General features: G+C 66.8%; 26 protein-coding genes. 8 read left to right on the top strand and 18 right to left on the bottom strand.

All coding sequences use genetic code 11. The annotated features are described in order from the left end of the window. Positions 1–104 precede the first annotated feature (104 nt). From FDW81_RS11335 to FDW81_RS11325, 3 genes are read right to left on the bottom strand one after another with little or no spacing between them, the layout of a single operon-like run. The gene (locus FDW81_RS11335) at positions 105–1,127 is read right to left on the bottom strand and encodes an NAD(P)-dependent oxidoreductase (RefSeq protein ID WP_138134289.1); all 1,023 of its coding nucleotides are present in this window, start codon (positions 1,125–1,127) and stop codon (positions 105–107) included. Further along, the gene (locus FDW81_RS11330; RefSeq protein WP_138134288.1) at positions 1,124–3,805 is read right to left on the bottom strand and encodes an alpha/beta fold hydrolase; all 2,682 of its coding nucleotides are present in this window, start codon (positions 3,803–3,805) and stop codon (positions 1,124–1,126) included. Before FDW81_RS11330 ends, FDW81_RS11335 begins: the two co-directional genes overlap by 4 nt. Then, a complete protein-coding gene (locus FDW81_RS11325; RefSeq protein ID WP_138134287.1) occupies positions 3,799–4,821 on the bottom strand; it encodes a 3-oxoacyl-ACP synthase III in 1,023 nt (340 codons plus the stop codon). The genes FDW81_RS11330 and FDW81_RS11325 overlap by 7 nt, the downstream gene beginning before the upstream one ends. A 224-nt stretch (positions 4,822–5,045) precedes the next feature. Here FDW81_RS11325 and FDW81_RS11320 point away from each other — a divergent pair, with 224 nt between their 5' ends. Further along, positions 5,046–6,095 carry a hypothetical protein gene (locus tag FDW81_RS11320; protein WP_138134286.1) on the top strand — a complete coding sequence of 350 codons (1,050 nt, stop codon included), beginning with the start codon at positions 5,046–5,048 and terminating at the stop codon, positions 6,093–6,095. A gap of 287 nt (positions 6,096–6,382) precedes the next feature. On the opposite strand, the gene FDW81_RS11315 is transcribed toward FDW81_RS11320, so the two are convergent. Then, a complete protein-coding gene (locus FDW81_RS11315) occupies positions 6,383–7,189 on the bottom strand; it encodes a hypothetical protein (RefSeq protein WP_138134285.1) in 807 nt (268 codons plus the stop codon). 210 nt (positions 7,190–7,399) lie between these two features. On the opposite strand from FDW81_RS11315, the gene FDW81_RS11310 reads away from it, so the two are divergent. Then, positions 7,400–7,600: a DUF2795 domain-containing protein gene (locus FDW81_RS11310; protein ID WP_138134284.1), complete on the top strand. Its 201-nt coding sequence runs from the start codon at positions 7,400–7,402 to the stop codon at positions 7,598–7,600. 283 nt (positions 7,601–7,883) lie between these two features. Then, a complete protein-coding gene (locus FDW81_RS11305) occupies positions 7,884–8,492 on the top strand; it encodes a flavodoxin family protein (protein ID WP_138134283.1) in 609 nt (202 codons plus the stop codon). Between the two features lie 83 nt (positions 8,493–8,575). Here FDW81_RS11305 and FDW81_RS11300 read toward each other — a convergent pair whose 3' ends face one another. Next, on the bottom strand, positions 8,576–8,941 hold the full coding sequence (locus tag FDW81_RS11300; protein ID WP_138134282.1) for a cupin domain-containing protein: 366 nt from the start codon (positions 8,939–8,941) through the stop codon (positions 8,576–8,578). 222 nt (positions 8,942–9,163) lie between these two features. Here FDW81_RS11300 and FDW81_RS18115 point away from each other — a divergent pair, with 222 nt between their 5' ends. The 3 genes from FDW81_RS18115 (at position 9,164) to FDW81_RS11290 (ending at position 11,132) form a co-directional block, all read left to right on the top strand. Beyond that, positions 9,164–9,316 carry a hypothetical protein gene (locus FDW81_RS18115; protein WP_171027183.1) on the top strand — a complete coding sequence of 51 codons (153 nt, stop codon included), beginning with the start codon at positions 9,164–9,166 and terminating at the stop codon, positions 9,314–9,316. 49 nt (positions 9,317–9,365) lie between these two features. After that, positions 9,366–10,043, top strand: a complete 678-nt coding sequence (locus FDW81_RS11295) for a haloacid dehalogenase type II (protein WP_240720195.1) — start codon at positions 9,366–9,368, stop codon at positions 10,041–10,043. Positions 10,044–10,367: 324 nt separating this feature from the next. Next, on the top strand, positions 10,368–11,132 hold the full coding sequence (locus tag FDW81_RS11290; RefSeq protein ID WP_240720193.1) for a GAF and ANTAR domain-containing protein: 765 nt from the start codon (positions 10,368–10,370) through the stop codon (positions 11,130–11,132). Positions 11,133–11,140: 8 nt separating this feature from the next. Here the strand turns inward: FDW81_RS11290 and FDW81_RS11285 are convergent, their stop codons facing one another. Further along, entirely contained in the window at positions 11,141–12,664 is a 1,524-nt protein-coding gene (locus tag FDW81_RS11285; RefSeq protein WP_138134281.1) for a SulP family inorganic anion transporter, read from the bottom strand. A 178-nt stretch (positions 12,665–12,842) separates the two neighbouring features. On the opposite strand from FDW81_RS11285, the gene FDW81_RS11280 reads away from it, so the two are divergent. Continuing rightward, positions 12,843–13,226, top strand: coding sequence for a MerR family transcriptional regulator (locus tag FDW81_RS11280; RefSeq protein WP_138134280.1), 384 nt, complete (start codon positions 12,843–12,845; stop codon positions 13,224–13,226). A gap of 96 nt (positions 13,227–13,322) precedes the next feature. On the opposite strand, the gene ykgO is transcribed toward FDW81_RS11280, so the two are convergent. The 4 genes from ykgO to FDW81_RS11260 form a co-directional block, all read right to left on the bottom strand. Next, positions 13,323–13,445 (bottom strand): type B 50S ribosomal protein L36, encoded by a 123-nt coding sequence (gene ykgO / locus FDW81_RS11275; protein ID WP_011693081.1) that lies wholly within the window; start codon positions 13,443–13,445, stop codon positions 13,323–13,325. Next, the gene (locus FDW81_RS11270) at positions 13,445–14,569 is read right to left on the bottom strand and encodes a GTP-binding protein (protein ID WP_171027182.1); all 1,125 of its coding nucleotides are present in this window, start codon (positions 14,567–14,569) and stop codon (positions 13,445–13,447) included. The genes ykgO and FDW81_RS11270 overlap by 1 nt, the downstream gene beginning before the upstream one ends. A 65-nt stretch (positions 14,570–14,634) precedes the next feature. Next, on the bottom strand, positions 14,635–15,456 hold the full coding sequence (locus tag FDW81_RS11265) for an alpha/beta fold hydrolase (RefSeq protein WP_138134279.1): 822 nt from the start codon (positions 15,454–15,456) through the stop codon (positions 14,635–14,637). Between the two features lie 145 nt (positions 15,457–15,601). Next, a complete protein-coding gene (locus tag FDW81_RS11260; RefSeq protein WP_138134278.1) occupies positions 15,602–15,778 on the bottom strand; it encodes a CsbD family protein in 177 nt (58 codons plus the stop codon). Positions 15,779–15,869: 91 nt separating this feature from the next. Here FDW81_RS11260 and FDW81_RS11255 point away from each other — a divergent pair, with 91 nt between their 5' ends. Further along, a complete protein-coding gene (locus FDW81_RS11255) occupies positions 15,870–16,616 on the top strand; it encodes an ABC transporter permease (RefSeq protein ID WP_138134277.1) in 747 nt (248 codons plus the stop codon). Here the strand turns inward: FDW81_RS11255 and FDW81_RS11250 are convergent, their stop codons facing one another. The 8 genes from FDW81_RS11250 to FDW81_RS11215 all read right to left on the bottom strand — a co-directional run bounded on the left by FDW81_RS11250 (position 16,617) and on the right by FDW81_RS11215 (position 25,563). Continuing rightward, positions 16,617–17,774, bottom strand: coding sequence for a glutamate--cysteine ligase (locus FDW81_RS11250; RefSeq protein ID WP_138134276.1), 1,158 nt, complete (start codon positions 17,772–17,774; stop codon positions 16,617–16,619). Then, the gene (locus FDW81_RS11245) at positions 17,755–19,287 is read right to left on the bottom strand and encodes a M20/M25/M40 family metallo-hydrolase (protein WP_138134275.1); all 1,533 of its coding nucleotides are present in this window, start codon (positions 19,285–19,287) and stop codon (positions 17,755–17,757) included. Before FDW81_RS11245 ends, FDW81_RS11250 begins: the two co-directional genes overlap by 20 nt. 45 nt (positions 19,288–19,332) lie before the next feature. Then, positions 19,333–19,674, bottom strand: coding sequence for a hypothetical protein (locus FDW81_RS11240; RefSeq protein ID WP_138134274.1), 342 nt, complete (start codon positions 19,672–19,674; stop codon positions 19,333–19,335). Positions 19,675–19,787: 113 nt separating this feature from the next. After that, positions 19,788–20,915, bottom strand: coding sequence for a glycosyltransferase (locus FDW81_RS11235; protein ID WP_138134273.1), 1,128 nt, complete (start codon positions 20,913–20,915; stop codon positions 19,788–19,790). After that, positions 20,905–22,236: a family 1 glycosylhydrolase gene (locus tag FDW81_RS11230; protein WP_138134272.1), complete on the bottom strand. Its 1,332-nt coding sequence runs from the start codon at positions 22,234–22,236 to the stop codon at positions 20,905–20,907. The genes FDW81_RS11235 and FDW81_RS11230 overlap by 11 nt, the downstream gene beginning before the upstream one ends. Next, positions 22,233–22,496, bottom strand: coding sequence for a DUF6752 domain-containing protein (locus FDW81_RS11225; RefSeq protein ID WP_138134271.1), 264 nt, complete (start codon positions 22,494–22,496; stop codon positions 22,233–22,235). Before FDW81_RS11225 ends, FDW81_RS11230 begins: the two co-directional genes overlap by 4 nt. Then, positions 22,493–24,103, bottom strand: a complete 1,611-nt coding sequence (locus FDW81_RS11220; protein ID WP_138134270.1) for a bifunctional 2-polyprenyl-6-hydroxyphenol methylase/3-demethylubiquinol 3-O-methyltransferase UbiG — start codon at positions 24,101–24,103, stop codon at positions 22,493–22,495. The genes FDW81_RS11225 and FDW81_RS11220 overlap by 4 nt, the downstream gene beginning before the upstream one ends. Then, positions 24,100–25,563, bottom strand: a complete 1,464-nt coding sequence (locus tag FDW81_RS11215) for a bifunctional cytidylyltransferase/SDR family oxidoreductase (protein ID WP_138134269.1) — start codon at positions 25,561–25,563, stop codon at positions 24,100–24,102. The genes FDW81_RS11220 and FDW81_RS11215 overlap by 4 nt, the downstream gene beginning before the upstream one ends. Positions 25,564–25,592 lie beyond the last annotated feature (29 nt).

Below are 25,592 nucleotides of genomic sequence, written 5' to 3'. Positions count from 1 at the left end.
CCTGGGTGTCGCCAGGGAACCTGCGCAGCGAAAACCGGCGCCACGCGGAACGGCAACCCCCACGCGGACGTCACGCCCAGGACCCCGGCCGCTTACCCCGCTGACTAGGAACCGCCGCCGTCCTGCCCGCGGCCAGACGCCCGTGCTCCCGTACGGTCCGCACCACCGTAGTACTCAGCCAGACGCGCAAGCCCCTCATCCAGCGTGACCTCGGGCGTCCAGTCGAGGAGTTCGCGGGTCTCACGCTGGTCGAACCAGTGGGCTGTGGACAGCTGCTCGGCCAAGAACCGTGTCATCGGGGGCTCTGCAGTGCGCCCGGCCCAGGTCCAGACCCGCTCAACCACGGCTCCCGCTGCCCGTGCCACCTTGCCGGGGACTGCCCAAGACGGTGCCGGGACGCCACCTGCAGCGCAGATGCCGGCCAGCAGCTCGCCAACCGGGCGGGGCTCGCCGTTGGTCACCACCAGGGCGCGGCCGTGAATGTGTTCCATACGGAACAGCGCGGCGGCGATGGCCGAGGCGGCGTTGTCCACGTAGGTGGTGTCAATCAGGGCCGCGCCGGCATCGAGCAGGGGCAGGCGGCGGCGCGCGGCGCGAGCCAGAACCCGTTCCACCAACTGGGTGTCCCCCGGCCCCCAGATAACATGCGGCCGTACTGCGGCCACCCGCAAGTCCGGCGAGTCCGCTGCGAGCGCCAGCAACTCCGCCTTTGCCTTGGTCCGGGAGTAGTCGCCGTGCGCATGCTCCGGATCGGCCGGTTCGGCCCCCAGCCCGGCAATGGCGGCACCTGAATTCGCCACGGACGGCGAGGAAACGAACACCACGTCCCGGACCCCGGCCGCACGGGCGAAGCGGAGCAGCCGGCGGGTCCCTTCGACGTTCACCTCGTCAAACTCCCCGGCGCGGCCAGTGAAGGAAACCTTCGCGGCCAGGTGGATGATCCCCTCTGCCCCGCGTACAGCTTCCTGGACCGAATGATCATCCGTGACGGACCCGCGGAAGTCTGTTGCGCTGTCGACCCCCGACGGCCGCCGCTGGAAGGTGACGACGTCATGGCCCTGGCGCACCAGCAGCCGCGCCACTTCCCGCCCGAGCATGCCGCTGGCGCCGGTGACGAGGACCCTCATGGCTTACCCGGACGGCCGCCAGCCAGCACCCGTGTGGCCCAGCGTGAGAGGCAGGTCCTGTCGATCTTGGCGTTGTGCCGGATGTCGGTGGGCTGCGCCGGTACCGCAAGCACAGCCGAAACGTCCACGCCGGCACCGCGAGCCGCCGCGCGCACACGCCCGGCGAGTTCCGGTGCGGCCGGGCCTGCTTTGCGGACGGGAGGCACGGTTTCGACGACGGCGACCACGGCCTGCGTGCCTGCCGGTCCCACCCCGGCGATCGCGGCGAGCCGGACGCTGTCCAGCCGTTCAATCGCCTGCTCGGCGGCGACGGGCGTCACCGCGGCAGAGGGCGCCGTCACCACATGGGCAAGGCGGCCCTCCACCCACAGCCGGCCAGCGGCGTCGAAATGGCCCACGTCGCCGGTGCGGTGCCAGCCCGGCAGGCTAATGCTCTCTTGCTGGGTCAGCCAGAGCCTGTCATAGGCTTCCTTGACGTGCGGGGCGCTGACCAGGATCTCGCCGGTCACACCCGCCTCCGTGACAGGATGCGTTCCCGGCGCGGTGCCGTCCGCCGTCAGCGGGACCACGGCCACCTGGGCCCCGTGCACTGGGGTTCCCACACACACGCCGTTGCCTGCGCCCGGCACAGTACCGGCGGCGGCGTCGGCCTCGGCGGCCTGGATCTGTTCGAGGCTGATGTCCGTGACAGGCAGCGCCTCGGTCATCCCGTACGGGGTGTGCAGCGACGCCCGTGGCAGGAGCCGCTGCACCTCGGCCAGGAGTGGTTCCGGGACGGGCGCCCCGGCGGATAGAAGCAACTTCACAGCTTCCAGGGCCTGGTGCCCCGCCCCACTCAGCTCATCCCGGGTGGCAATCACGTTGCGCAGCGCCGCCGGCGAGGCAAAGACCACTGTTGCGTCGATGGCAGCCGCGGCGTGGGCCAGCGCCCGGGCTGTCAGGGTGCGCGGTGCCGTGACGTCCATATCCGGCGTCACCGACACCGCTCCGAGCGCCGGCCCCAGCAGGGCGAACGGGGCGAAGCCCGCCACCAGGCGGGAGCCGGGACGGATCCCAAACGTCGCGGCCACGGTATCCCGCATCGCCGCCAGCTGCCGGTGGGTATAAAGCACGCCTTTGGCGGGCCCGGTGGAGCCGGACGTGAAGAGGACGGCGGCGGGGGTATCCGGGTCCGGAGCGCCCGACGGCGGTTCCTCGCTTCCGTTCGCGCCCTGCCGCCCCAGGGCGGCGAGGGAGGTTTCCACGCCCAGGATCCGACGGCGGGTGGCCGGCAGGTCCTGCACGCTGATCCGCCGTCCCGGCCAGCCGAGCACCGAGGCGGCCGCGAGCGCCTTCTCGATGCCGATGATGACATCAGGGGTGGCGCCCCTCACTGCCCGGCTTAGGCCCTTGGTTCCCAGCCCGGCGTCGGCAACAACCACCACCGCGCCCACGCGCAGGCAGGCGTAGAGGGCCACGGTGAGGTCCACTCCGGGCGGGACCATCAGGCTAATCCGGCTGCCCCTGCCCACCCCGGCTTCCTGCAGCCCCGCAGCAAGGTCCAGGATGCTCCGGTCCAGTTGCTGCCAGCTGAGCGAGCGCGCAATCGTGCCGTCGCCAGCAATTTCCGCGACGGCGGTATCACCACCGCCCGGCCCGGCGGCCTGTTCTTCGAGCAGCTCCCAGAGTGGCCGGAACCCGACTGGCCCAACCGCGCCCGCATGCGCCCCGCCGAGGCTTGCAGCTTCCGGTGCGCTTCTTCCGCCGGCATCGGCCTGCGCGTCGAGCCACTTGAAGATGGGTGCCGCGATGTCACGGTCTTCCGCCACGAGATGCCCGGCGCCTTCGAAGCGGTGCACCTGTGCGTGCGGAAGCCGGCTGATGAGGTCTTTGAGGTAACGGTCAGAGAAGATCGGATCCCGGGGGCCCCAGAGCATCAGGGCCGGTACCTTCAGGCCGCGCAGCCCTTCCGCCACGCCCCTAAGCGCCGGAAAGCTGGGGTGGGAGGCGTCCACGGGGATGTCCGCAACGAAGTTCCCCACCCCCGTCCGGCGGCTGGCGCCGCGGTAGGGGGCCATGTAGGCCTTCCGGATATCCGCCGGCAGCGGCGGGTTTGCCAGCGAGTGGGTCACCCGCAAAAAGGCATCCGACGTGGTGGTTCCCCACTTGTGCACTGCAGGGTGCAGGGCCAGTTGCAGCGCCGGCGGGATCCCCGAACCTGCGGGCTGGTGGACGGCCGTGTTGGTCAGCACGACGCCGGCCAGCTGCTGCGGGTGCGCCAATGCCCAGCCGAGGCTGATTACGCCGCCCCAGTCGTGGCCCACCGTGACCACCGGTCCGTCCAGGCCCAGCGCCGCGGTGAGGTCGCTGAGGTCGTTGATCCGGTCCGCCAGGCGCCGGAACCTGCCGGTCCGTGCGGAGTAGCCCATGTCCAGCTGGTCCACGGCCACCACGCGCCACGGGTGTGCCGGCTCTGACCCGGCGCTGAGCAGCGTCCGCCACAGATACGACCAGGTGGGGTTGCCGTGGACGCACAGGAGGGTGCCCTGCGGGACCAGGCCCCGGCGGGACAGCTGGGCGCCGTTGTCCAGCAGGTGCCACCGGTGCACCGTTCCCGGCTCATCTGCGCCCGAGCTGGACAGCACATCCACTTCGCGGGACCACTCCGGGTCCACGCCCGGCCAGCCGGCGGCTACCAAACGATTTCCATCATGGCGGTGTTCAGCCCGGAACCGACGCCCATGCACAGCACGCGGTCTCCGGCTTCGAGGGATTGTGACTCGGCAGCAAGGGTCATGGGGAGGGAGGCCGGGCCCACGTTGCCCCAGTGCGGGAAGGTGATGGGCACCTTGTCAGGGTCCAGGTCAATGGCGTCGATGATCGCCTGGGTGTAGGCGTTGCTCACCTGGTGCGTGACGTAGCGGTCCATGGCGGCCCAGTCCCATTCCGGTTGGGCTTCGTGCCAGGCGTCGACGACGAGCTGCAGGCCGCCGTCGAGCAGTCCCTTGGTGTCCGTGTTCATGCCGTCGATGCCGCCCACGCACAGTTCATGGTGTTGGGTGCCTGCACGCATCACGCCGCCGACGATCCTGTGGGCGCCGGGGTGCTGGTCTGCGGGGCCCAGGACGGCAGCAGCAGCACCGGATCCCAGGGTGAGGGTGGCGAACTCGCGGTTGAAGTCCTCGCGGGTGGTTTCGGGCCGCTGCAGCCGGGCGAGGGTGGCCTCCTGGGTTGCCTCTGCATCCTCGGCGTTGACGATCATCGCGTATTTGATCTGGCCCGAGTCGATCATGCTGGCCGCCAGCGTCAGGCCATTGACGAAGCCGAGGCAGGCATTGGCCAGGTCGAAGTTCATGGCCGACGACGGCAGCCCCAGTCCGTGATGGATCCTCACCGCTACGGACGGTTCCAGGTTGCGCCGAGTGACCGAGGTGTTGATCAGCAGGCCAATCTCTGATGCCTCGACGCCTGCCTCCGCCAGGGCCTTGGCCCCTGCTTCAATGGCGGCGTCATCGAAGGCTGTTCCCGGAGCCCACCAGCGGCGGTGCGTTATGCCCGCAACCCGCTCCAGCAGCCGCGGCGGGAACTTCAGCCGCTGCAGGGTGTCCGCCAACCTGCGGTCGAAATCCGTCGAACTCACGATCCGCGGGGCCTCGACACTGCTCACCGAAAGGAGCCCGGTGTTGCTGTGCCGAAACGTTGCATTCCCTGCCAAAATCAAGCCCCTGTTCGTTTCCGTCCAATATTAATGCGGTGACTGTACCCATAAACGCAACCCCAAAAGCTTAACCCTGCTGCTGCCGGGCCCGGTTCTTATCGTCTCCGCGCCGCGGCCACCCGTTGGTTCCGCACCACGTCGGCGCTTCCCGGGTGGGTCCCGCCGGGCAGTAACGCCGCGGTAACGCGCCAGCGCTTCTGATGGTGGCCGGGAGGTGTGGTGTGCCCAAGAAACGTAAGCCGCCAACTAAGGTTCCCTGGTACAAGCGCGGCAAGACCCTCATTATCGGCGCCGGCGCCCTGGCAGCCGCAATCCTCGGTGTCCTCAACCTCTGGGACAGAATTTTCCCTCCCCCTGACGAAGACGTCGCCCGGATCGAATCGGTCAACATCATCAAACGCACCCCGCTGACCGGCTTTGCCGGGTCCGGGATCGGGAGGGAACTGACCTTGACCCCGGTTCCGGAAGGGGCGGGAGCCAGTATTCGCCTGTCCGTCCTCGTCCCTGCAGTAACGCCGCCGGCCCGCCCGGACCTGCCGGCCCAGCCCCTGTCAACGGATCTACCGGCATCCACGGTGGATCCGCCAACGCCGGGCCCGCCAACCTCAACCGACCCGCCGCCGTCACCGACTGGGACAACACCCAGCCCCACACCAACTTCCACCTGGCCCACGTCCGGCTCATCGCCGTCGTCGGAAAGCCCTACTCCAACAGGCACCGCTACCTTCCTGTCCGTGTCGCCCGAGGTGTTCGGCGCAGCTTCGTCCATCCCTGATGACTTCATCGACAAGGTGGTGAAGCAGCCGGCGATGCAGACATATGCGCCCCCGGCAGGGGTGTCCGCCGCGCAGTTGCTGATCATTGAGGCAGTTGACGCCAAAGGCGAAACCCTGCCGCCGGCTCAAGTGGCCGAAGAGCTTGCGCAGGCACTGTCGGAGGTGGAGTCGGCCAACAGCCCGGAGGGCGAGGATCCGCTGGGCTGGACAGTGGCGGTGAGGGTGGACCTCGAGGGACTCGCGCAGGTTCCCTTGCTCCTGACCTGGTCCCTGGACGGCCTGGACGTGCCGGACACGTGGATGGCCGAGAACCTCGCCTACCGGGTGGTGGGTGCCAGCCCGCACGATGCAGGGGTTGCAGAGATCTGGGTGCCTGACCTGAAGCGCCCCGGAACCTACAACGTGAACATCAAGCTGTCCTACGAGTCCACCGGACTGATAGCCGATCTGCACCCGCTCCCCCTGCCTGAAGCCGGCCCGGTCCAAGGCGGCTGAGACCGGCAAAGCAGGGCCGCCCTCCCGGGATGGAGGACGGTCATGCTCACGGCTCACTGTTAGACGCGGTTGCGCTCAAAAGCGGTGGGGCTGAAAAGCGGTTGGGCCTAGAAGCGGTTGCGCGGCGGCCTTGCCTGCCCGGCCGCACGGAGCTGCTTGGCTTTTCGGGCCTTCTGGACCTTGCTGATGATGGTGGGCAGCAGGGCGATGAGCAATTTCTTCATGATATTTATCCTTTGATTGATGTTTCCGGGATCTGTAAGGCGTACGTCACGTCCGCGCAGTACTCACGGCTGACTCTCGGAAGCCCGGACGTCGCTGAACGGATCGTCCAGGTTCTTCAGCGGGACTCCGCCGGCTTCCGTGCCGGAATAGGCGGGCCGGGCCGGCTCCCCGTAGATGGTTTCTCCGTAGGTTGCAGGCGCCGTCACCGAATCCTGGTGAACCGGCTCCCCGCTGCGCTGCGGAGCTGACGTTGCTGTTGGCCTCTGCGCTTGCTCTGGCGGGACCGCGGCCGTATCACCGCGGGCGGGGGCCTCCGGCTGAAGACCCCGCACGAGCCGGCCGGCAAGCAGGCCTGCGCCGGCAGCCAGGAGCAGGAACGTGCCCGGGCTGCGCCGGGCGAAGGACCGGACGTCGCCCAGCAACGTTGCCGGATCCTTGCCCTCGATCCACGAGGCGGCCGCTGAAGCACGCTCGGCAGCCTGCCGGATCAGAGCGCTGGCCACACCCTGCTGCTCGGGGGCGTCAGCCATTGTGTGCAGCTGGCTGGAGAAGGTGCGGACGCCGTCTGCAGCCCGCTGCTGCTGGCTGGAGGCCTGGCTGCTCAAGCCCGACTTCGCCTGGCGCAGGAGGTCCGTGGCGCTGGATTTAGCCTCGGATGCGACGTTTCCAACCTCGAGCTTGGCGGTCTGGACCACATTTTGGGCTCCACCGGCCGCCTGCCCGGCGATTCCCGACGCTTCTTCCTTGGCTGCATCCTTCTTGGATCCGGAACTTCCCGCCTCCGCCGTAAATTCCTGCGGTGCTGCGTTGCCGTACTGGTCGAGAAAGCTTCGGGCAGAAGCCTCAGGCCGCTGGCTCTCCGTCATCATTCGCTCGCTTTCAGTGAGGGGGCAACTGGTCCCTGGAACCAGATAATAAGTAAGGTTACTAAATAGATACTAAGCACACTTGTTATTCTTCCCGCAAGGCAGTGAGCACCTTTCCTATCGGAACGCACAGGCCTAGGATGAACATCTCCGTGGCCCACTCCAGAAGAAGCTGCGGACTTGAGAGCTGACATCAGAAAGGAAACTTGCACGATGGCTGAAACTCCGAACCCTATCCAGATCCAGAAGTTCCTCGGCGGCGTGGACTATCCCGCCAGCCGTGACACTTTGTTGTCCAGCGCCAAGGACTCCGGCGCCGACGAGAACGTGATCCAGGCCCTTGAAGCCATCCCGGACCGCGAGTACGACAGCCCGACCTCCGTCAGCTCGGCCGTCTCCGACAGCAGCTCCTGAGCCGGCATAGCCCAGACACCTTCCGTCCGCCCTTCCTGCCTGGAGGGGCGGACCGTGACATCCCGGCCCCGTTGCCTGCCGCCGTCGTACCTTCCTGCCCAGTTGCTTTTTGGCCACGCTGTCCGCCGGCAGCGGGGCGCCGCGGACGACGGCGTGTCCCGACCCGGGGTGCGCGATGGTCCCAGGAGCAACTGGGCAGGAGCGCACGCCTCCGGCCAATCCCTGCTGCCTCCAGCCTCGAATCCCCTAGTGGCACCTCGAACTCCCAGCAGAAGGATGACCAATGGCTGACCTCACCGCACTCGCCCTGATTTGCTCCCTGACCCCCTCGCCCGAGCCGTCCAGCAGCGAACTCATAGCCCGGCACCTGCTGGGCGAACTCGAGAGCCACGGCGTGCGCACCGCCTCGCTCCGCGTGGTGGACCACAACGTGATGCCCGGCGTCCAGACTGACATGGGCGACGGAGATGCCTGGCCGGGAATCCGCGAACGGATCCTCGCTGCGGACATTCTGGTCCTCGCCACGCCCATCTGGATGGGGCATCCGAGCAGCATCACGCAGCGGGTTATCGAGCGGCTCGATGCCGACCTTGCCGAAACTGATGAGGCAGGGCGGCCCATCATGTATGACAAAGTGGCGATTGTTGCGGTGGTGGGAAATGAGGACGGCGCCCACAAGACCGTGGCGGATACGCAGCAGGCGCTGAACGACGTCGGCTTCACCTTTCCAGCGCAGGGCGCCACGTACTGGGTGGGCGAGGCAATGCAGACGGTGGACTACAAGGACCTGGACACGGTGCCGGAAAAGGTGGCTGCCACTACCGCCGGGGCCGCGCGCAACGCCGCGCACCTTGCCCGATCCCTGAAGAAGGACGGCTACCCCGCGGGTTAAGGGCTTAAGTCAGCCCCGGTGCTGCGGCGCCGGGGCTGTTGGTGTACTTCTTCAGCCGCTTGGATCAGGTTTAACTGCCTGGCTCAGGCGGGCTTGGCGAAGACGGCGGCACTCATCACTTCGTAACCAACAAAGGGTTCGTTGCCTTCAACCCATGCGTCGTGGCCGGCTGGAATGGTGTAGGCGTGGCCCGGGGTTACCGTGACCTGCGACCCGTCCTCCATTTGAACGGTCAGGGTTCCGGCGGTGCAGATGCCCACGTGGTTGACCTGGCAGCTGTCCGTGTGGACCACGGTCTTGACGGTTTCGGACCACCGCCAGCCCGGTTCGAACGTGAACCTGCCGAGTGTGGCATCGCCGAGCGTTACTACATCCACCTGCGTCTTCGGCGGGCGGCGCTTTTCGTCGGGCTGGTCGAACGATTTTGCATCGAGTTTTACTGCGGTCATTTCGGTCTCCTGGCAAGGAGTGTGTGGAACTGTTCATCCGGAGCCTTCAGACAGCTCCGGGGTCGGTTGGCGGGCTTGCGCTGAAGCGTTGATGCCAGCCAACACTGGCACCCAGCGGTATCAGACTGCGCCCCCGCCTCGCGGCTGTCAATAATTCCAGTCCCCCATTTAACTCCCGGGGAGCCCCCATATGTCAAAGGGTGCGGGAGCTAGGATTCGTGGATGGGACTCATCATCACACTGCTGATCATCTGGCTTGTTCTCTCCGTCCTGGGCTTCATTATCGAGGGCCTGCTGTGGCTGGCCTTCCTAGCTCTGGTGCTGTTCGCCGCCACGGCAGTGTGGGGCTGGCTCAAGCGGAACGCCAGGACGTAATGACAAGCCGCGCCGTGCCGAGGCTTCCGCCGCGCAAAAGGAAGCCTGAGTGAGACCGGCCGTCATTGTCTTCGACGTGAACGAGACCCTGTCCGACATGTCCCCCATGGCCCAGCGGTTCGTGGAGGTTGGCGCGCCGGGGCACCTGGCTAAGCTGTGGTTCGCCACGCTGCTGCGGGACGGCTTCGCCCTGACTGCCGCCGGAGACAACCAGACGTTCGCGACAATTGGCGCCGAAGCCCTGCGCTGCCTCTTCACCGGCCAGGATCTGGACCGGGACACCGAGTCAGCGGTGCAGCATGTCTTGGCTGGCTTCTCCCGTCTGGGACTGCACGACGACGTCGCTGAGGGTGTTGGAGCGCTTCAGTCCGCCGGCTACCGCCTGACCACCCTCACGAACGGTTCCACCCAGGTGGCCGAGCAGCTGTTCACGGACGCCGGCATCCGGGGGAGCTTTGAGCTGCTGCTGTCCGTGGAGGACGCGCCGGGGTGGAAGCCAGGACAAGCTTCCTACCACTACGCCGCCGAGGCCTGCGGTGCCACAGCGGAGCAGATGCTCCTGGTGGCCGTTCACCCCTGGGACATCCACGGCGCGTCCCGGGCAGGGCTCGCCACGGCGTGGCTCAACCGTTCAGGCGGCCGCTACCCGAACTACTTCCAGGCGCCGGACCATACCGTGTCCTCCCTGGCTGAGCTGGCCCCTGCACTGGCAATGGACCCGGACTGAGGGCACCACGTTCGCGCCGCGCTCACGCGGCCAAACCACGTTCCCTCATGAGGCGGCTCCCGGCCGCCGCAGCAGCGAAACGTCACCCCGCTGCCTGTTGTGCCGCCGTCGTCCATTCCTGTCCGGTTACCTTTCGCAGGTGGAGGCGGCCGCGCCGTGCACGACGGCGTGTCCCGGCTTGGAAGGCCCGTCCGGGGGAAGCAACGGGCAGGAACGAACAGGGGGTGGGGATACACGCCATAAAGGTCAATAAGCAATAGACTGGACTTCCGCCAACAGGGCGGGCGGCAGTCTTTCCGATGCCAATGGCCGTTGATGGATGGCATGACAAGGGAACGAGGCCGCATGGCCCAGGACAGCAGCACGCAGCAGGGCACCAGTGTGGCGGACCAGCTCCAGGACCTCGTCCTCCGGACTGAGGACGTGGACGAATTACTCAACGAACTCGCCGTCTTCTCCGCCACGAGCCTTTCGGGGCATAACGACCTCCTGTGCGGGGTGACACTGCTGAGACGGAAGAAGCCGACCACCGTGGCCACCAGTGACCCCCGCGTCCGGGCCCTGGATGAAGTGCAGTACGGCTTCGGCGACGGGCCCTGCCTTGCAGCTGTTACCGACATGAACACCACCCATGTACCCGACCTGCGGGAGGAGCCGCACTGGCGCCCCTACTGCAGCGCCGCCTGGGCCGAGGGAATCGGGTCCATCCTCTCCGTTCCGCTCCCGCTCGAAGGCGAGGCGAACGCCGGGCTCAACTTCTATTCCACCCGCACCCATGCCTTCAGCGGCGCGGACATCGACAAAGCCGAAACCTACGCCGCGCAGGCCTCCAAAACTTTGCGACTGGCAGTCCGGATCGGCCAGTTGAGCGATGACCGCCGGCACCTGAAGGCTGCGATGGAATCGCGGACCACCATCGACATTGCCGTTGGGGCAATCATGGCCCAGAACCGCTGCAGGCAGGACGCTGCGATGAAGATCCTCAAGATCGCCTCCAGCTCCCGCAATATGAAGCTCCGCGAGGTGGCAGCGGCAGTGGTTTCGTCCATCTCGCAGGACCCGGAAGTGCTGACGCACTTCGACGCTTGACCTGAAATTTAGTGCCCCGCGCCCAGCTTTCCGCCGAGGCGTTCGCGCATGGTGGTGCTGGCGTCGTTCAGGCCTGTGATCTTCACGTCCTTGCCGTGGGCGCGGTACTTTTCAGTGATCGCGTCCAGGGCGGCGATCGTGGAGGCGTCCCAGAGGTGTGAGGCGCGCATGTCGATCACCACGTGCCCGGGGTCCCTCGCGTACTCGAACTGGGTGTAGAGGTCGTTGGAGGAGGCGAAGAACAGCTCTCCGTTCACTACGTAGGTGGCAGTCTCCTGTCCCCCCGCATTGGAGACGGTCCGCTCGACGGTTACGAAGTGGGCCACCCGCCGCGCGAACAGCACCATGGCAACCAGGACCCCAACGCCGACGCCGATGGCCAGGTTGTGTGTGGCCACGGTGACGATCACGGTGGCCACCATGACCAGGGTTTCGCTCTTGGGCATCATCTTCAGGGTGCGGGGGTGGATACTGTGCCAGTCGAAGGTGGCCCACGAAACGAAGATCATCACCGCCACCAGCGCGGCCATGGGAATGACGGAGACGATCCCTCCCAGTGCCACCACGAGGATCAACAGGAAGACGCCGGCCAGGAACGTGGAGATCCTGGTTCGGGCGCCCGAGGCCTTGACGTTGATCATGGTCTGGCCGATCATGGCGCAGCCGCCCATGCCGCCGGTGAACCCGGTGACGAGGTTGGCCACGCCCTGGCCCCACGCCTCGCGGGTCTTGTTGGAGCGGGTGTCCGTGATGTCATCCACCAGCTTGGCGGTCATAAGCGATTCGAGGAGTCCCACGAAGGCCATGGCCAGCGCAAACGGGAAGATCACCTGCAGGGTCTCGGGCGTGAACGGCACGTTGGGGATGAACAGAGACGGAAGCGAGTCCGGCAGCCCGCCCTTGTCCCCCACGGTAGGGACGGTGAGCGAGGCCAGGACGGTGATGAGGGTGAGGACCACGATGGCCACCAGCGGGGCGGGGACAGCGTTGGTGAGCTTCGGCAGGCCGAACACGATCAGCAGGGCCAGCGCCAGCAGCGGGTACACCAGCCACGGCACACCCAGCAGTTCGGGAACCTGGGCCATGAAGATCAGTATGGCCAAGGCGTTGACGAAGCCCACCATCACCGACCGCGGAATGAAGCGCATCAGCTTGGCCACCCCGGATAGACCCAGGATGACCTGGAAAATCCCGGCCAGGACGACGGCGGCAATCAGGTAGTCCACGCCGTGGGACTTCACGAGCGGGGCAATGACCAGGGCCACGGCGCCCGTCGCGGCCGAGATCATGGCAGGGCGGCCGCCCACGAAGGCGATGGTAACGGCCATGGTGAAGGAGGCGAACAGGCCCAGGCGGGGGTCCACCCCGGCGATGATGGAGAAGGCGATGGCCTCCGGGATCAGTGCCAGCGCGACGACGAGCCCGCCGAGGACCTCAGTCTTCAGCCGGCGCGGGGACCTCAGGGTTTCCCGGACTGACTGCAACTGTTCCGGGGTGTAGGCGGGGGCGTCCCCGGCGGTTTTGACGGCCATTGCTGGCTCCGTTCATGGTCAGGAAGACGCGCGTCAGCGCCCTCGCTCTTTCGAAGAATGAAGGGGGCGCAGCGCCGCGCCGGTGTGGCGGGAGTACGCACAGAGGTCTGACCGCCAGCGCTAACTTTACCCTAACGTGATGGTAGAGTTTCCCGTGCGTACTTATGGAGGAGCACTCATGGCAGCACGAACCGGTACTTCCACTATGCACATCGGGGAGCTCGCCGAACGTACAGGTTTGTCCCTCCGCACCATCAGGCATTACGACGACGTGGGGCTGCTTCCAGCCACGGCCCGCACCGATGGCGGCTTCCGCGTCTATTCGGAGGACGACTTCGAGCGCCTGATGGTGATCAAGCAGATGAAGCCGCTGGGGTTCTCGCTGGAGGAAATGGCAGAGATCCTGGAGATCTTCGCTGCACCGAAGGACGGCGGTCCAGGCGAGGAAACGCAGGCCAAACTTGCCGGCTTCCTTGAGAAAGCCGTGGCTGAACGGGCAAAGATGGCCCGCAACCTGGCCCAGGCGGATGAACTGATCAAGAGGTTGCAGGGCTTCGCCTAGGGCGCGCGCTCTCCGCGATCGTTCACGGTTCAGGGTACGCCAAAGGAGCGGGTGGATAACTCCGCCCGCTCCCTTGTTTGCTGGTGCTTCTGCCTGCTAGCCCTGGCGCGCCTTCATGCGCGGGTTCTTCTTGTTGATCACGAAAGTGCGGCCCCGGCGGCGAACGATCTGCGCGCCCGGGATCTTTTTCAGCGCCCGCAGTGAATTACGTACTTTCATCAGTTACTCCTTTGGTGTGTTTCGGTTGGCTCATTCAGCCCGAGCGGGTCCTCGAACGAGGCGGCGGCCGAAGCCATCTCGTCGTCGGTCAGCTCGCACGCGTTCAGTAGTGCGGCGACTTCGGCGGCGTCTACAGCGTCACCGGTGACGGCCAGGACTGTTCCGCGGTCGCCATATTCGGGATGCCAGTCCAGCCCGGCTCCGCCGCCTTCCGGCGGCGTCCGCAGCAGCGGATCCCGGTCCGCCTGCCAGGGCCCGGTGTTTTCGAGCCAGACCCTGGGTCCGATGCCCTGGACGGCGATCCGGCAGCCCGGGGCTGATGCCACCCAGAGCGTTCCGCGCAGCCAGCAGGAACCTTCCGCGAGCGCCTTCAGCGCATGGCGGAAGCGCTCCGGATGCAAGGGCCGGCGGATCCTGTGCACCACGGTCGAGAAGGGGGCAGACGGGTGGTCCGGGACGCGCACCGAGCCAGGAACCGTTCGCCCCATGGCTTTGGCCAGCCGGTGCCTGCCCTGCTTGACCGCGCCGTCCGCGTCTGCCACCACCGCATGGGGAGCCAGCTCCTTGAGCAGCTGGCCGCCGCGGACGCGCAGTCCCGGATCCACCGGAACCAGGGCAGGATCGGACAGCATTACCGTGTCGCCGAAGGACAACTCCCCTACCAGGAACTCCCCCGACGTCCGGTCATCCTCCGGCACGGGGGTGAACCCGGACTCGAAGAGGGTGTGATGGTCCCAGATCTGGTCTTCCACCGCGTCGGGCGCGCAGGCCAGCACCACAGAAGTCACGGTGACCGCGCTGCCCAGCCCCTTCAGCAGGGCACCCACTGCCATGGATGACTCCACCGCCGCCGGCAGCCCCAGGATTACATGCGTTCCCTGCACAGCCAGTCGCCGCAGGGCCGGCACCACATCCAGCCGGACCGTGCAGCTCAGGCAGCCGTGTTCAAGGGTGGACTCCTGCCGCTCCAGGCAACGGCCCTCCTTAAAAACACGGCGGACCACCACTCCGCCCCCAAGCAGGTCATGGAAAACTACCAGGGCGCCGGGCCTTTCCGCGGCCAGCACGGCGCACGCTTTCTGCCGGGCAAAGACGTCGAGGGAACTCACAACGGTAACGAACATGCCTGACAGTCTATTGAGAACCATTCTCATGTGCAATACCAGCAGCAGGGGGTGGTGCTGGTATGTCAGGCCAGATGCTCCAGCATGGCAGCGGCAACCTCGCGCGGAGAGTCCTCCATGGGGATGTGCCTGCCGGCCACCTGTACCAGGTCGCTGGACGGTATCTCCGAGACGTAGCGGCGGGCGAAGCTGACCTTTTGGAAGTCGTCGCCCCTGCCCCAGATCAGCCGCGTGGCCACCGCTGCGTCCTTCAGCGCCGGCAGCAGGTCAAGGGTGTAGCGTGCGTCCGCCGCACCCGCCATGGCCATCCAGGACCTGCCCCGGGCCGGGTCCTGCCACGGGGAAACGTACTCGTCGATTTCTTCGCTGCTGAGCGGGCGCTTCACGGTGAGCTGCATCGTTTTGGTCCGTGCCGCGAGCAGTTCTTCCGGGCTGGTGGCCGCACGGAGAGCCTGGTCGCGGAACCGTTCCACCGCCGGCACGGGCCAGGAATCGAACATCACGGCGTTGACCAGCACCAGCTTCGTCACCCTGCCGGAGTAGGCAGCCAAGTGCTGGGCCACTCCCCCACCAATGTCGTGGGCGGCCACAGCGAAGGTGTCCAGTCCGAGCGCATCCGCGGCGTCCTCCACCACCTGGGCCAGCGCCGGGACGCTGGCATCTTCAATATGCAGCTCCCCTTCGCTCCGGCCGAAGCCCGGAAAATCGAGCGCCATACAATGCAACTTGCCCGCCAACAGCGGCAGAACCGGCTGCCATACCCGGCTCCAGAAAGTCCCGTGCAGAAGCAGCAATGGCGGTGCATCCCGGCTTCCTGCATCAAGGTAGGACAGGGAGGTCCCCTTCACTTCGACGGTTTTCCGGTCTGCCTGGGATTTCACGGTCATGGTCAACAGGTACCCCTCTTCAGCCGCCGGAACCGTTTTCCGTCAAGCTGTTGCCAGCACTATCATCCGCTTTACAGAGCGCTGGGCTGCTTAAAGACGGAGGGTGCGGCTCCATGGAAGCCGCACCCTTCAGTTCTGATACCGGTTAGTCCTTCTTGAACGCGTCCTTGACCTTCTCGCCGGCCTGCTTCAGGTCGCCCTTGGCCTGGTCTCCGCGGCCTTCCGCGGCCAGGCTTTCATCGCCGGTTGCCTCGCCGGTGGCTTCCTTGCCCTTGCCGCCCAGCTTCTCGGCGGCGTTTCCGATTTTGTCGTCCAAACCCATGGTGTTTCTCCCTACGGTCGGCTCCCGCCGGCATGCCGCCGGCGGCTAACACTTCCATCGTAACCACACCCGGCGTCGATAGGCTGGACCGGTGCCCAACCTTCATGCCCTGGTTCCCACACTGGCGGCCCTTGCCATCCTGATGGCAGTGGCAACGGCGGTCCTCTGGGGCGCCCACTCGCCGTCGTTCCTTGCACCGTCACTGGCCGTACTCCGCGGGGCAGCGCAACTGGCCCTCATCAGCCTGGTGCTGGGCGGCATCATCACCGACCCTTTCTGGGTGGCAGTGGCCCTGCTGGTCATGTTCAACGTGGCGGCGGTGACGGCCACGCGCCGGCTCAAGTGGTCCTGGCATCGGTTCGCTGCAGTGGCAGCAACCATGGCGGTGGGCGTTGCAGTGACACTGATGGTCGTGTTCGGAACCGGCGCTGTGGCGCCGGAGCCGCGGTATGCCCTGGCCGTGGGCGGCATCGTGATCGGCAACTGCATGACCGTCGCCGTCCTCGCCGGTCGCCGCTTCTTTGAGGCGGTCCACGGCGAGTGGGACCAGGTGGAGGGCTGGCTCGCCCTTGGCGCCGCGCCCCGGCGGGCCACGCTCACCCAGGCCCGGCTGTCCATCCACTCCGCGCTGATCCCCTCGATCGACCAGACCAGGACCACCGGGCTGGTCACGCTGCCCGGCGCATTTGTCGGCGCGATTTTCGGCGGCGCGTCCCCGCTGGAAGCCGGCCGGTTCCAGGTAGTGGTCCTGGCCGCGATCCTCGCGGCAGGTGCCATCACCGCCGTCGCACTTCTCCGCACCCTTGGCGGCATCAAGGTGCGCCCGGCGGGGATCTAGTCACCACCCGCGCTGCGTCGCGGCCACCGTGCAGTTGGCGGCGTCCGCCACCACGTCCTCGAGGTTCCCGGTACGGTGCAGCACCTCCAATTGACGCACCGCCCCCGTGCCGGTGCCCAGCAGTTCGTCCACCAGGGACTCCACATGGTCCAGGTCCCCGAGGTCCTGCAGCGCTTCCCGGATGTGGTTCAGTAGGGAGTTTACGACGCCGAGCGCCGGGGATGGGCGGCCGGTCACGGGATCCAAAAGTTCAGCACGCAGCCCCCAGCGACTCGCCTTCCAGCCGGCCAGCCTCAGCAGTGCGACGGGCACGGGCGGCGGCTCGGTCCCTGCCCGCAATTCCCGGGCTGCGGTCTCGACGAGGCCGCGGACAATGCCGGCCAGCAGCACGGTGTTCTCCGGCCGGAGGCATACATCAGCAATCCGGACCTCCACCGTGGGATAGTGCCGGGAGAGCCGGGCGTCGAAATAGATCATGCCCTCGTCCAGCACGACTCCGGTACTCACCATGTCATGAATCAACTGGTGGTAGGCGTCCGGCGTACGGAGGACCTCCAGGGGTCCGGCCGACGGCCACCGGTTCCACACCTGCGAGCGGTAGCTGGCGTAGCCTGAGTCGCTCCCGTGCCAAAACGGCGAGTTGGCACTGAGTGCGATCAGCACGGGCAGCCAGATCCGCGTCCGGTCCAGCACGCCGACGGCTTCCTCCGGCGATTCCACCGAGACGTGGATGTGGCAGCCGCAGGTGAGCTGCTCGCGGGCCGTCAGCGCATACTCTTCCGCCATGGCTTTGAATCGCCGGAGCTGCACGGGATGGGGATCGGCCGGAAGCGGCGACGTGCCCAGCGCGGCAACCCTGACCCCGATGTCCTCCGCGGCCTGGCGGGCGATGGTCCTGCCTGCGATGATGTCCGCTTTGAGCCCAGCCATGGTGGAGTGCGGCGGCGTGACCACCTCGATCATTTCCTGCTGGAACTCGGCCGTGAGGACGGGTCCGGCATTGGCAGCCAGGGGACGGACGTAGAGGTCAAGTAGCGCCCCCGCCATGGGCACGGCTTCCCCTGTGGCCGGGTCCACCAGGAGCAGCTCCTCCTCGACTCCGAAGGTCCGTGGCCCTGCCCCTGCCCCGCCTGTCCCTTCATTGCCGTAGATGTCCATCGCCGTCGTCCTTTGCTCGTTGCATCATCGCAAGCTCGTCCCAGAGGCACGCCAGCGTTGCCGCGCCCTTCATCAGGACGTCCAGGCTGGCGCTTTCGTCGCTGTCATGCCAGTGGTCCTCCACCAGTCCGGTGCCGAAGAACACCACGGGCGCCTGAAGCGTGCGGGCTAAGAGCTCTGCCGGTCCGCCGCCGGCGTTGCCCATCCGGCCCACTTTTTCAGCGCGGAACCCGGCCGCCATGGCCCGCTCCAGGGCGGCGACGGCGGGGTGGTCCGGGGTGCGGTACGGCTCCTGTGACGTCCGCAGGTCCGGCACCAGAGAATGTCCGAAGGCGTCCCCGATAGTGGTCCTCACCCAGTGCTGCAGCTGCTCTGCCAGCTTCTCCGCATGCTGCCCCGGGACCGTGCGGAAGCTGAGGTCCGCCGCTGCAACTGCCGGTACTGCCGCACGCGACACACCGAGCGGGTCGCCGGCGATGATGGAAGTGACCTCGACGGCGGGACGCAGCCACAGCCGCTCCAGTACCGTGTACCCCTGCTCGCCGGTGATGGCGCCGGTCTCGGACCGTTTCAGCCAGTCCTCCTCGCTGAACGGAAGGTCCGCGAGCGCCTGCCGCAGGTCCTCCGGAAGCGGCTCGACGTCGTCGTAGAATCCCGGAATGGTTATCCGCCCGTCCGCGTCGTGCAGGAGTGACAGCAGCCGGCCCAGCTCGAAGGCGGGGTTGGGCGCGTTGCCGGAGACTGCGCCGCTGTGAACGTCCCTCTCCGGCCCGTACACCTCAAGTTTGGCGGTCAGCATCCCGCGCAGGCTCACGCACAGTGCCGGGTGGTCCTGGTGCCAAAGCAGGGTGTCGGAGAAGACCACGACGTCGGCCTGGAACCTGTCCGCCTGCTCCTCCAGGAGCTTGGCCAGGTTCGGGGAGCCGCCTTCCTCCTCGCCCTCGATGAGGAACTTCAGGTTGACGGCAGGGGCCGTGGAGTGCGAGAGCGTTGGGGATTTAAGCGCATCAAGTGAGAGAGCGTCATGGGTGTGGAGGTGGGACTTGATGGAGCGTTGGTGGAGGTGGGCGCGGACTCCCTCCAGGTGCGCCAGGATCTGACCCTTCGCGTCCGAGCTGCCCCGGCCGTAAAGCCTGCCCTCCCGGACCACCGGCTCGAACGGTTCTGTCTGGTCCCAGTTGTCCGGTTTGGTTGCCCGGACATCGTGATGGCTGTACACCAGTGCGGTGGGGGCACCCGGCGCGGCGCACCACTCCGCGTACACGGCATGGGACTTCCCGGTGGGCAGCACCTCCACCACCGGGAAGCCGAGTTCGCGGAAGGCGCCGGCGAGCCAGTTGGCCGAGCGGAGCAGGTCCTGCTGGTGCTCCGGCATCCCGAAGACGCCGTGCACGCGCACCCACTCGGCCAACTGCCTCTCCACCTCGCCCCGACGGGAGCGGATACGGGCATGCAGGTCCGCTTCGGCGTCGTCCCCTCCGGCGCCCCCGCCTGCTGCGTCCTGCCTGTCCATGCCCGCACCCTTCCCGTTAGTCGATCCGTTTCATTTCACGCGGGATCATGCCCGCGGCTGCGCCGGATTCGTGGGGTCGCCCTGCGACGGAGGATTGACCGGCGGGCCAGGCACGCTGGCGCTCTGCGGCGTGTCCGGCTGGCCCGTGTTCACCTCCGGAGTGTCCGGCGCCTGTGGTCCACGTGGAACGGCGCCTCCCTGCAGGTCGTGCAGCCTCTTCTCCAGGACCTGCAGGATGGGCAGCCGGTTCCCGTGCGCCTTCTCGTAGGTGATCAGCTGCGCCACGTCCGCCTCTTCCAGCCCGGAGATGCGGGTGGGCAGGGTCCCCGCCGGAAGGTGGTCATAGTCGGGCAGCGGCAGGTCCTTGTGCAGGGGTACTTCATTCATGACGATTGGTCCTCCTCAGGATAGTAAGTAGCCTTACTTGTTTCACGGTACCGGGATGTGCCGCCGGGGTACAGGGGTCGCGATATACCGCGGTGCCGACGGCGTCCGGGCCGTCAGGCGGTGGCCTCGGACGGGTCGGGCCGCTGCAGGCCTCCGCTGAACGCTGATTCAGCCATCCGGGCCGCGATCGCATCCCAGTGGTACTTCTTCAGCAGCTCACGGGTCTTTACCTTGGGCCCGCGCGACGGATCCCGCTGGCCGAGCGTCCGGCACAGGGCAGCGAAGCCGGCGGCGTCGTCACGCAGGTGGACCACGCCCGGGAAGTCCGCGACGACGTCCGGCACCCGGGTGGACACCACCGGCAGTCCGGCGGCCAGGTATTCGAGGGTCTTGGTGGGGCTGATGGAGCGCGTTGCCTCGTTCAGGGCAAACGGCATCAGCGCCACATCCAGGCCCGCCATGGCCTCCGGGAGCTCCTTATAAGACGTGTAGCCCTCGTAGCTGATGTTGGGCGCCTGCGGCAGGCTGGCCGGATCGATCTTGGCCACCGGCCCGTACATCTTGATGTCCCACTCCGGCAGCGCGGCGGCCAGGCCGGCGATCAGCTGAAGGTCCAGCCGCTCGTCCAGCACCCCGACGTATCCCGCCACCGGACGCCACCCTTCCTCGCGCGGCTCCGCCGTCCGGAGCCTGTAGTGCTCCGGCTCCACCCCGCTGGGAAAGAGCAGCGTGTCCGCACGCCCCTGCCGGACCATGGACTTGTGCAGCGAACGGCCGCCGGCAAACACGACGTCGGCCCGGCGCAGCGCCTGCCGCTGCCTCACCACCAGTTCCGGCGGGGCGTCCTTGAACGCCGCAAGATCGTCCATCACGTCGTAAACGAGGGTTGTCGGCTTGAGTGCGAGGGCCAATTCCAGGGCCAGTGGAGTGTACAGCCACACCACCCGCTCGCCGGCCGGTTCGCCCACAAGTTCGGGGAGCTGTTCGATGTAGTCCGGCAGGACGTCATCGAAGAATCCCACGTGGTGGCCCTGCTCCGGAATCTCCAGCCACACCCGGTTCAGCCCGTCCACCTTGGCCGAGTTGATCCGGTTCTGCCCTTTGAACCCGGGCGACGGCGTCAGTGGTTCCTCCACGTACCAGGTGGAACAGCCGGAGCCCAGCCGTGAAACAAGGTGCTGGGGACGCTGCCAAACCCAATCCCAGCGGAGATGCGACAAGACGATCAGTTCACTCTGCATTGACAATCCTCAATTCCATTCGGGTCTGCGTGTTGGGCAGACTGTTTCCCAGATCCGCGTCAGGGGCCTCCATCCAGTTCCAGTGGGACATCTGCGGCCCGTAACCGCGCAGCCAGCTGGCCACGGGTTCGCCAAGCGTGAAAGCCGGCAGGTCTTTCGCCGGCGTGCCGGCTGCGGCTTTTGCGTAGGACTCGGACATGACGGAGGGCTGGCGGGCCAGTTCCTGGTCAAGCCAGTAAACGCCAACGGGATCGATGTGGCCGTCATTGCGGAACAGGAGCGAGTTCCAGTCCGTGGAGTCGATCACCGGGAACCAGCACAGGCCTTCCAGCGGTACGCCCATCTGCCGGGCCCGTTCGCACTGTTCCAGCACGTACTTAAACCAGGTGGCCCGGTCCGAGGTGCGGCCGCGGACGTTGGTTTCAGTCAGCAGGCACGGCAGCCGGTACCGGTCCCAGTACAGGTAGATCTGCTGGGCCAGCGGGAGCGGAAACGGCGTGTTGGGCGCACCGCCCTTGTCATCGAAGTGCCACTGGCAGTGGGCGTAGTAGTCCAAACCCAGCACGTCGATCCGTCCCGGTTCCAGGTCCTGCAGCGCTTCTCCTCCGGCCTCGCGGAGCAGCTCCCCCATGGGGCCGTGGGGGTCGTAGCCCTTCCCGTCGTGCTTGCCCAGGAAGCTGTCCAGCACCAGGAACCGGCGTTCGTTGGCCATGGTGGCATAGGCGCTGCCGCCTGCCCCTTCCCCGGTGTGGTGCTCGCAGGTGTCCACCCACACGTGCTTTGCCCCCGGCAGCAGGTCCGCGTACGCCCGGCTGGCCTCCGCCACTGCCGGCAGTACGTTCAGGACCTGGGCTACGAAGTTGTCCAGGCCCTTCTGGTAGGGCGGCCAGATGCCCTCGTGCCCGGTGAGGAACAGGGTGGAGAAGGGCTCGTTGAACAGCGTGTACTCCTCCACCCAGGGGTACCGCTTGGCGAACTCTTCGGTGTACCGCAGGTAGGCGGTCCCGAACCCGGGATCGGCGAAGCCGCCTTCCAGCCACTTGGGGTAACTGGTGTGGTGGACCAGGTCAACGATCGGCCGGAATCCATGGTCCCTGAGGTAGTGCAGGACTTTGTCCGTATCCGCCCAGTTGAACACCCCTTCCTCGGCCTCCACCCGGTGCCAGCGGACGGGGTACCGCAGCCTGCTCACACCACAGCTGGCCAACAGGTCCAGGTCCTTCTTCCAGTGCACGTCATGGGCCGTGGATTCGAAGATGTCCGTATCGTGCCGGGGAAGGTAAGTGCTTTCGAATGCCCCGATGATCTCGAGTCCGCTCATATGCCGGCCCCCTCGCCCTGCAGGGCAGGGTTTACGGCGGGACGGCGGCCGTCCGCCAGGTGCTCGTACACCAGGTCCAGCAGTTCAGCCGCCCTCCGGTTCAGCCGCCGGGACTCGTCCAGGTCCCGGTCCAGCCGGGCAACTTCCGCCTTCAGCTCGGCGATGTCCGACGCCGCGATGGCCAGCCGCATGTTGACCTCCTGCAGCGGGTCGTCGAAGGGCTCGTGCTCGTGGATGGCGTCAATCAGGGGATCATTCATGGCAGGGCCCTCACTTTCACTCGGTAGGTGGTTATGGCGCCATCGTCCTGGCGCACAGGTTGTGGAACATCTTCTGCCTGGAGCCCCTGTTCTGTGATGCTGCCCTTCAGGTCGGCAGCATCCATGGGGCCGTAGAAACGGCACTCCGGGAAGGCGGCCTCGGATCCGCCCACCTGCACTTCCAGGAAAGCCGCAGCAGCCTGGACCTGGTTTTTCAGCAGCTGCCGAATCAGCTCCAGCGTGTTTTCCCGCCCCTGCCAATCCAAGGAATTGAGCAGCAGCCGCGCGTACACATGCAAGGGTCCAGCGCCCTGGTGCACGAGTTTGGCCAGCGGGGCCGTTTCGCGCAGGGAGTTGAGGTTGACCCGGCGGAACTCCAAGGTCCCGGGCCCGGCCCGCACGCCGCGCAGGTTTCCGATCGCCGGGCGGCTGTAGTCAACAGCCACCACATGATGACCCTGCCCGGAGAAGTGCCGGGCGTCCGCACCGAGGCCGCAGCCGAGTTCCAGGATCCGTGATGCCGGGGGAAGCTCCCGCGCCAGTTCCTCCGCCCAGGGCGACGGCATGTGCCCTGCATGGTGCCTTCCTTCACCCTGCAGCAGCGCCCGATGGTGGTCCTCCCAGTTCTCCCGGTCCCAGTCCAGGCCGCCAAGCCAGGTGTCATAGCGGCGACGGGCCGGCGGCGGCGTGACGAAACGGAACGCCGGATCCGGGGTGCGCCAGCCCGGGCCGTAAATCGCGGCCAGCATCTGCTCCGGTTCTGCCGGCATCGGCAGGTCCCTGCCGTTAATGCTGATGCTGCACAGCGGGAAAATGGCGACCTTTTCAGCTGGCTCCCGGGCATGGAAGGTGCCGTGGAACCAGCCACCGGTGTTGAAGTAGGTGAAGATATCCAGGTAAAACCGGTCGGTGCCGTCCGCGCCCGGAAAGAGCAGCTGCAGGTGCCCGGCGGAGTGCCGGACGGTTTCGTAGCCCATGGCGTGCAGGGCACGTTCCAGCTCGAATCCTTCCAGTGCAATGTCCGACGGGTTCTCGTACCGGCTCAGGTACGCCAGGTCCACATCGTCGTCGCCGGGCATGACACGGCCGTCCCTGACCGGTCCCAGCAGCGTGCCGCCGGTGACGAACAGCTGCAGTCCGCGGCTCCGCGCCCACTCCACGAGCAGGCAGGCCTCGTCCAGCGCCTCATCGATCAGGTACGCCCGCTGCCCCTCGAAATTCCGCGCGATGCGGCCCCACTTGTTGACGATCTGCGGCATCCCGGTGCCCGGTTCCTCGAGCGTGAACTGGTGCGGGGCCTCATCAAAGGCGATCCTCGTCGTCGGGCATAACGCCGCTCCCCCCTGCTGCACCGCCAGCGGCGCCCAGCCGGAAAGCCGCCCGGACAGCGCCGGAGGCCAGTCGATCACGCAGCCACCACCGGGTCCGGGCCGGGCGGCGTCTCCGGCACGGACGTTCCAGATGGGCCTGCCGTCCAGCAGGATGGACAGCGTGACGTCCGCCGGAATCGGCGGCCCGGCCAGGGTCAGCGACCACTTGTCCGCCCGAATGGTGTGGGTATGGACGCTGCCGGCGCTCAGTTTGGATGTCTCCACATCCTGGCTCATGGCTGCGCCACCAGCGCCGGATCATTGCTGGCGTCCGTGTATGGGAGGCGCACATCCACCACCTGTCCGGTCATGGACGAAGCCAGGACCTGCAGGCTGGCTCCGGCCACCGCCGCCGCCGGCAGCAGGGATCCTTCCTCCTCCACACCGAACGCCCTGGTCCGCATGGGCGTAGCGGTCCGGCTGGGGCTGATGCAGTTCACCCGGATCCCGTCGGCGCTCCATTCGTCCGCGAGCGCCTGGGTGAGGTTGACGATGGCTGCCTTGGTGGCCGAATAGACCGTGTAGTTGGCTCTGCCGCGCGTGTACGAGCTGGAGGCAAAAAGCGTCAATGAGCCCTTGCTCTGGGCCAGGTACTTGTGAGATTCCTGGGCCACGATAAACGCCGCGGTGAGGTTCACGTCCACGTCATGGTGCAACTGTTCGTCCGTCAGCTGGGCCAGCGGACCCACGCTGAGGACGCCGGCGGAAAGGATGACGTGGTCCACCCTGCCATGGGCGGCGGCGGCATCTGCGAGCGCCTGTGCCACGCACTGCCGGTCCTCCACATAAGTGCCGTTGCCGGTGCGGCTCTGCCCCACCACCAGCGCACCCTCCGCCTCGAGCTGCTGGACCAGCTCCAGGCCGATCCCTGAGCTGGCGCCGAACACCAGGACCGTGGAGCCGCGCAGCCCCTCGGCGTGGGCGCCGGGAAGGGCGGTCTTGTGCCTGAGCTGGAACAGCTTGTCGGCGATGTGGATGTCGATGGGCTGGGTGATTTTGATGTTCGCCTCGTCCCCGTCCACCACGAAGATGGGGACGTCCGGGCAGTACTTAAGCACCACCGAGCAGTCGTCCGTGGCCGCGAAGTCCGGGTCCCGGACAGCGCGCTCGTAAGCCTGTTCGATCACCGGCAGGCGAAAGGCTTGGGGTGTCTGTCCCCGCCGCAGCTTAGCTCGTGGGGGCACGGCACGGATGAAATTGTGCTCGTCCACTTCGATGATGGTGTCCGCCGAGGGGATAGCGGTGTCGACGGCGGCATGGACGTCGAGCGCGCGGATGCAGGCACCGATGATGTCGCCGTCCAGCAGAGGTCGGACTGCGTCATGGAAGATGACGTTCGCGTCCTTGTCCGCAATGGCCGCCAGTGCCAGGCGGGAGGTTTCGCTGCGGTCCGCGCCGCCGGGAAGTATCGCAGCGATCTTGCCGTTGGGATGCTTCTCCAGCAGTTCCTTTGCCTTCGGAATATAGCCGGGGGTCATCATGATGATGATTTCGTCCACGAGCTCGCAGGACTGGAAGAGCTCCACCGTGTGTTCCAGGCTGGTCCGCCCCGCTATTGGAACAAACTGCTTGGGGATGTCCAGGCCCATCCGGGCTCCGACGCCGCCGGCCAGGATGACGGCCGCGTTCCAGGGCCTGGCCCCGGTGCTGCCTCGTGTGGTGTTCCGCGTCCCGGGCGGGAAAGAGGGTGGCTGCATGATTGGTCCTTTCGTTGCTGGTGGTTTGC

The sequence above is a fragment of the Pseudarthrobacter sp. NamB4 genome, from assembly GCF_005796185.1.
Classification (GTDB): domain Bacteria; phylum Actinomycetota; class Actinomycetes; order Actinomycetales; family Micrococcaceae; genus Arthrobacter.
This window is presented reverse-complemented; position numbering and strand designations above follow the sequence as displayed.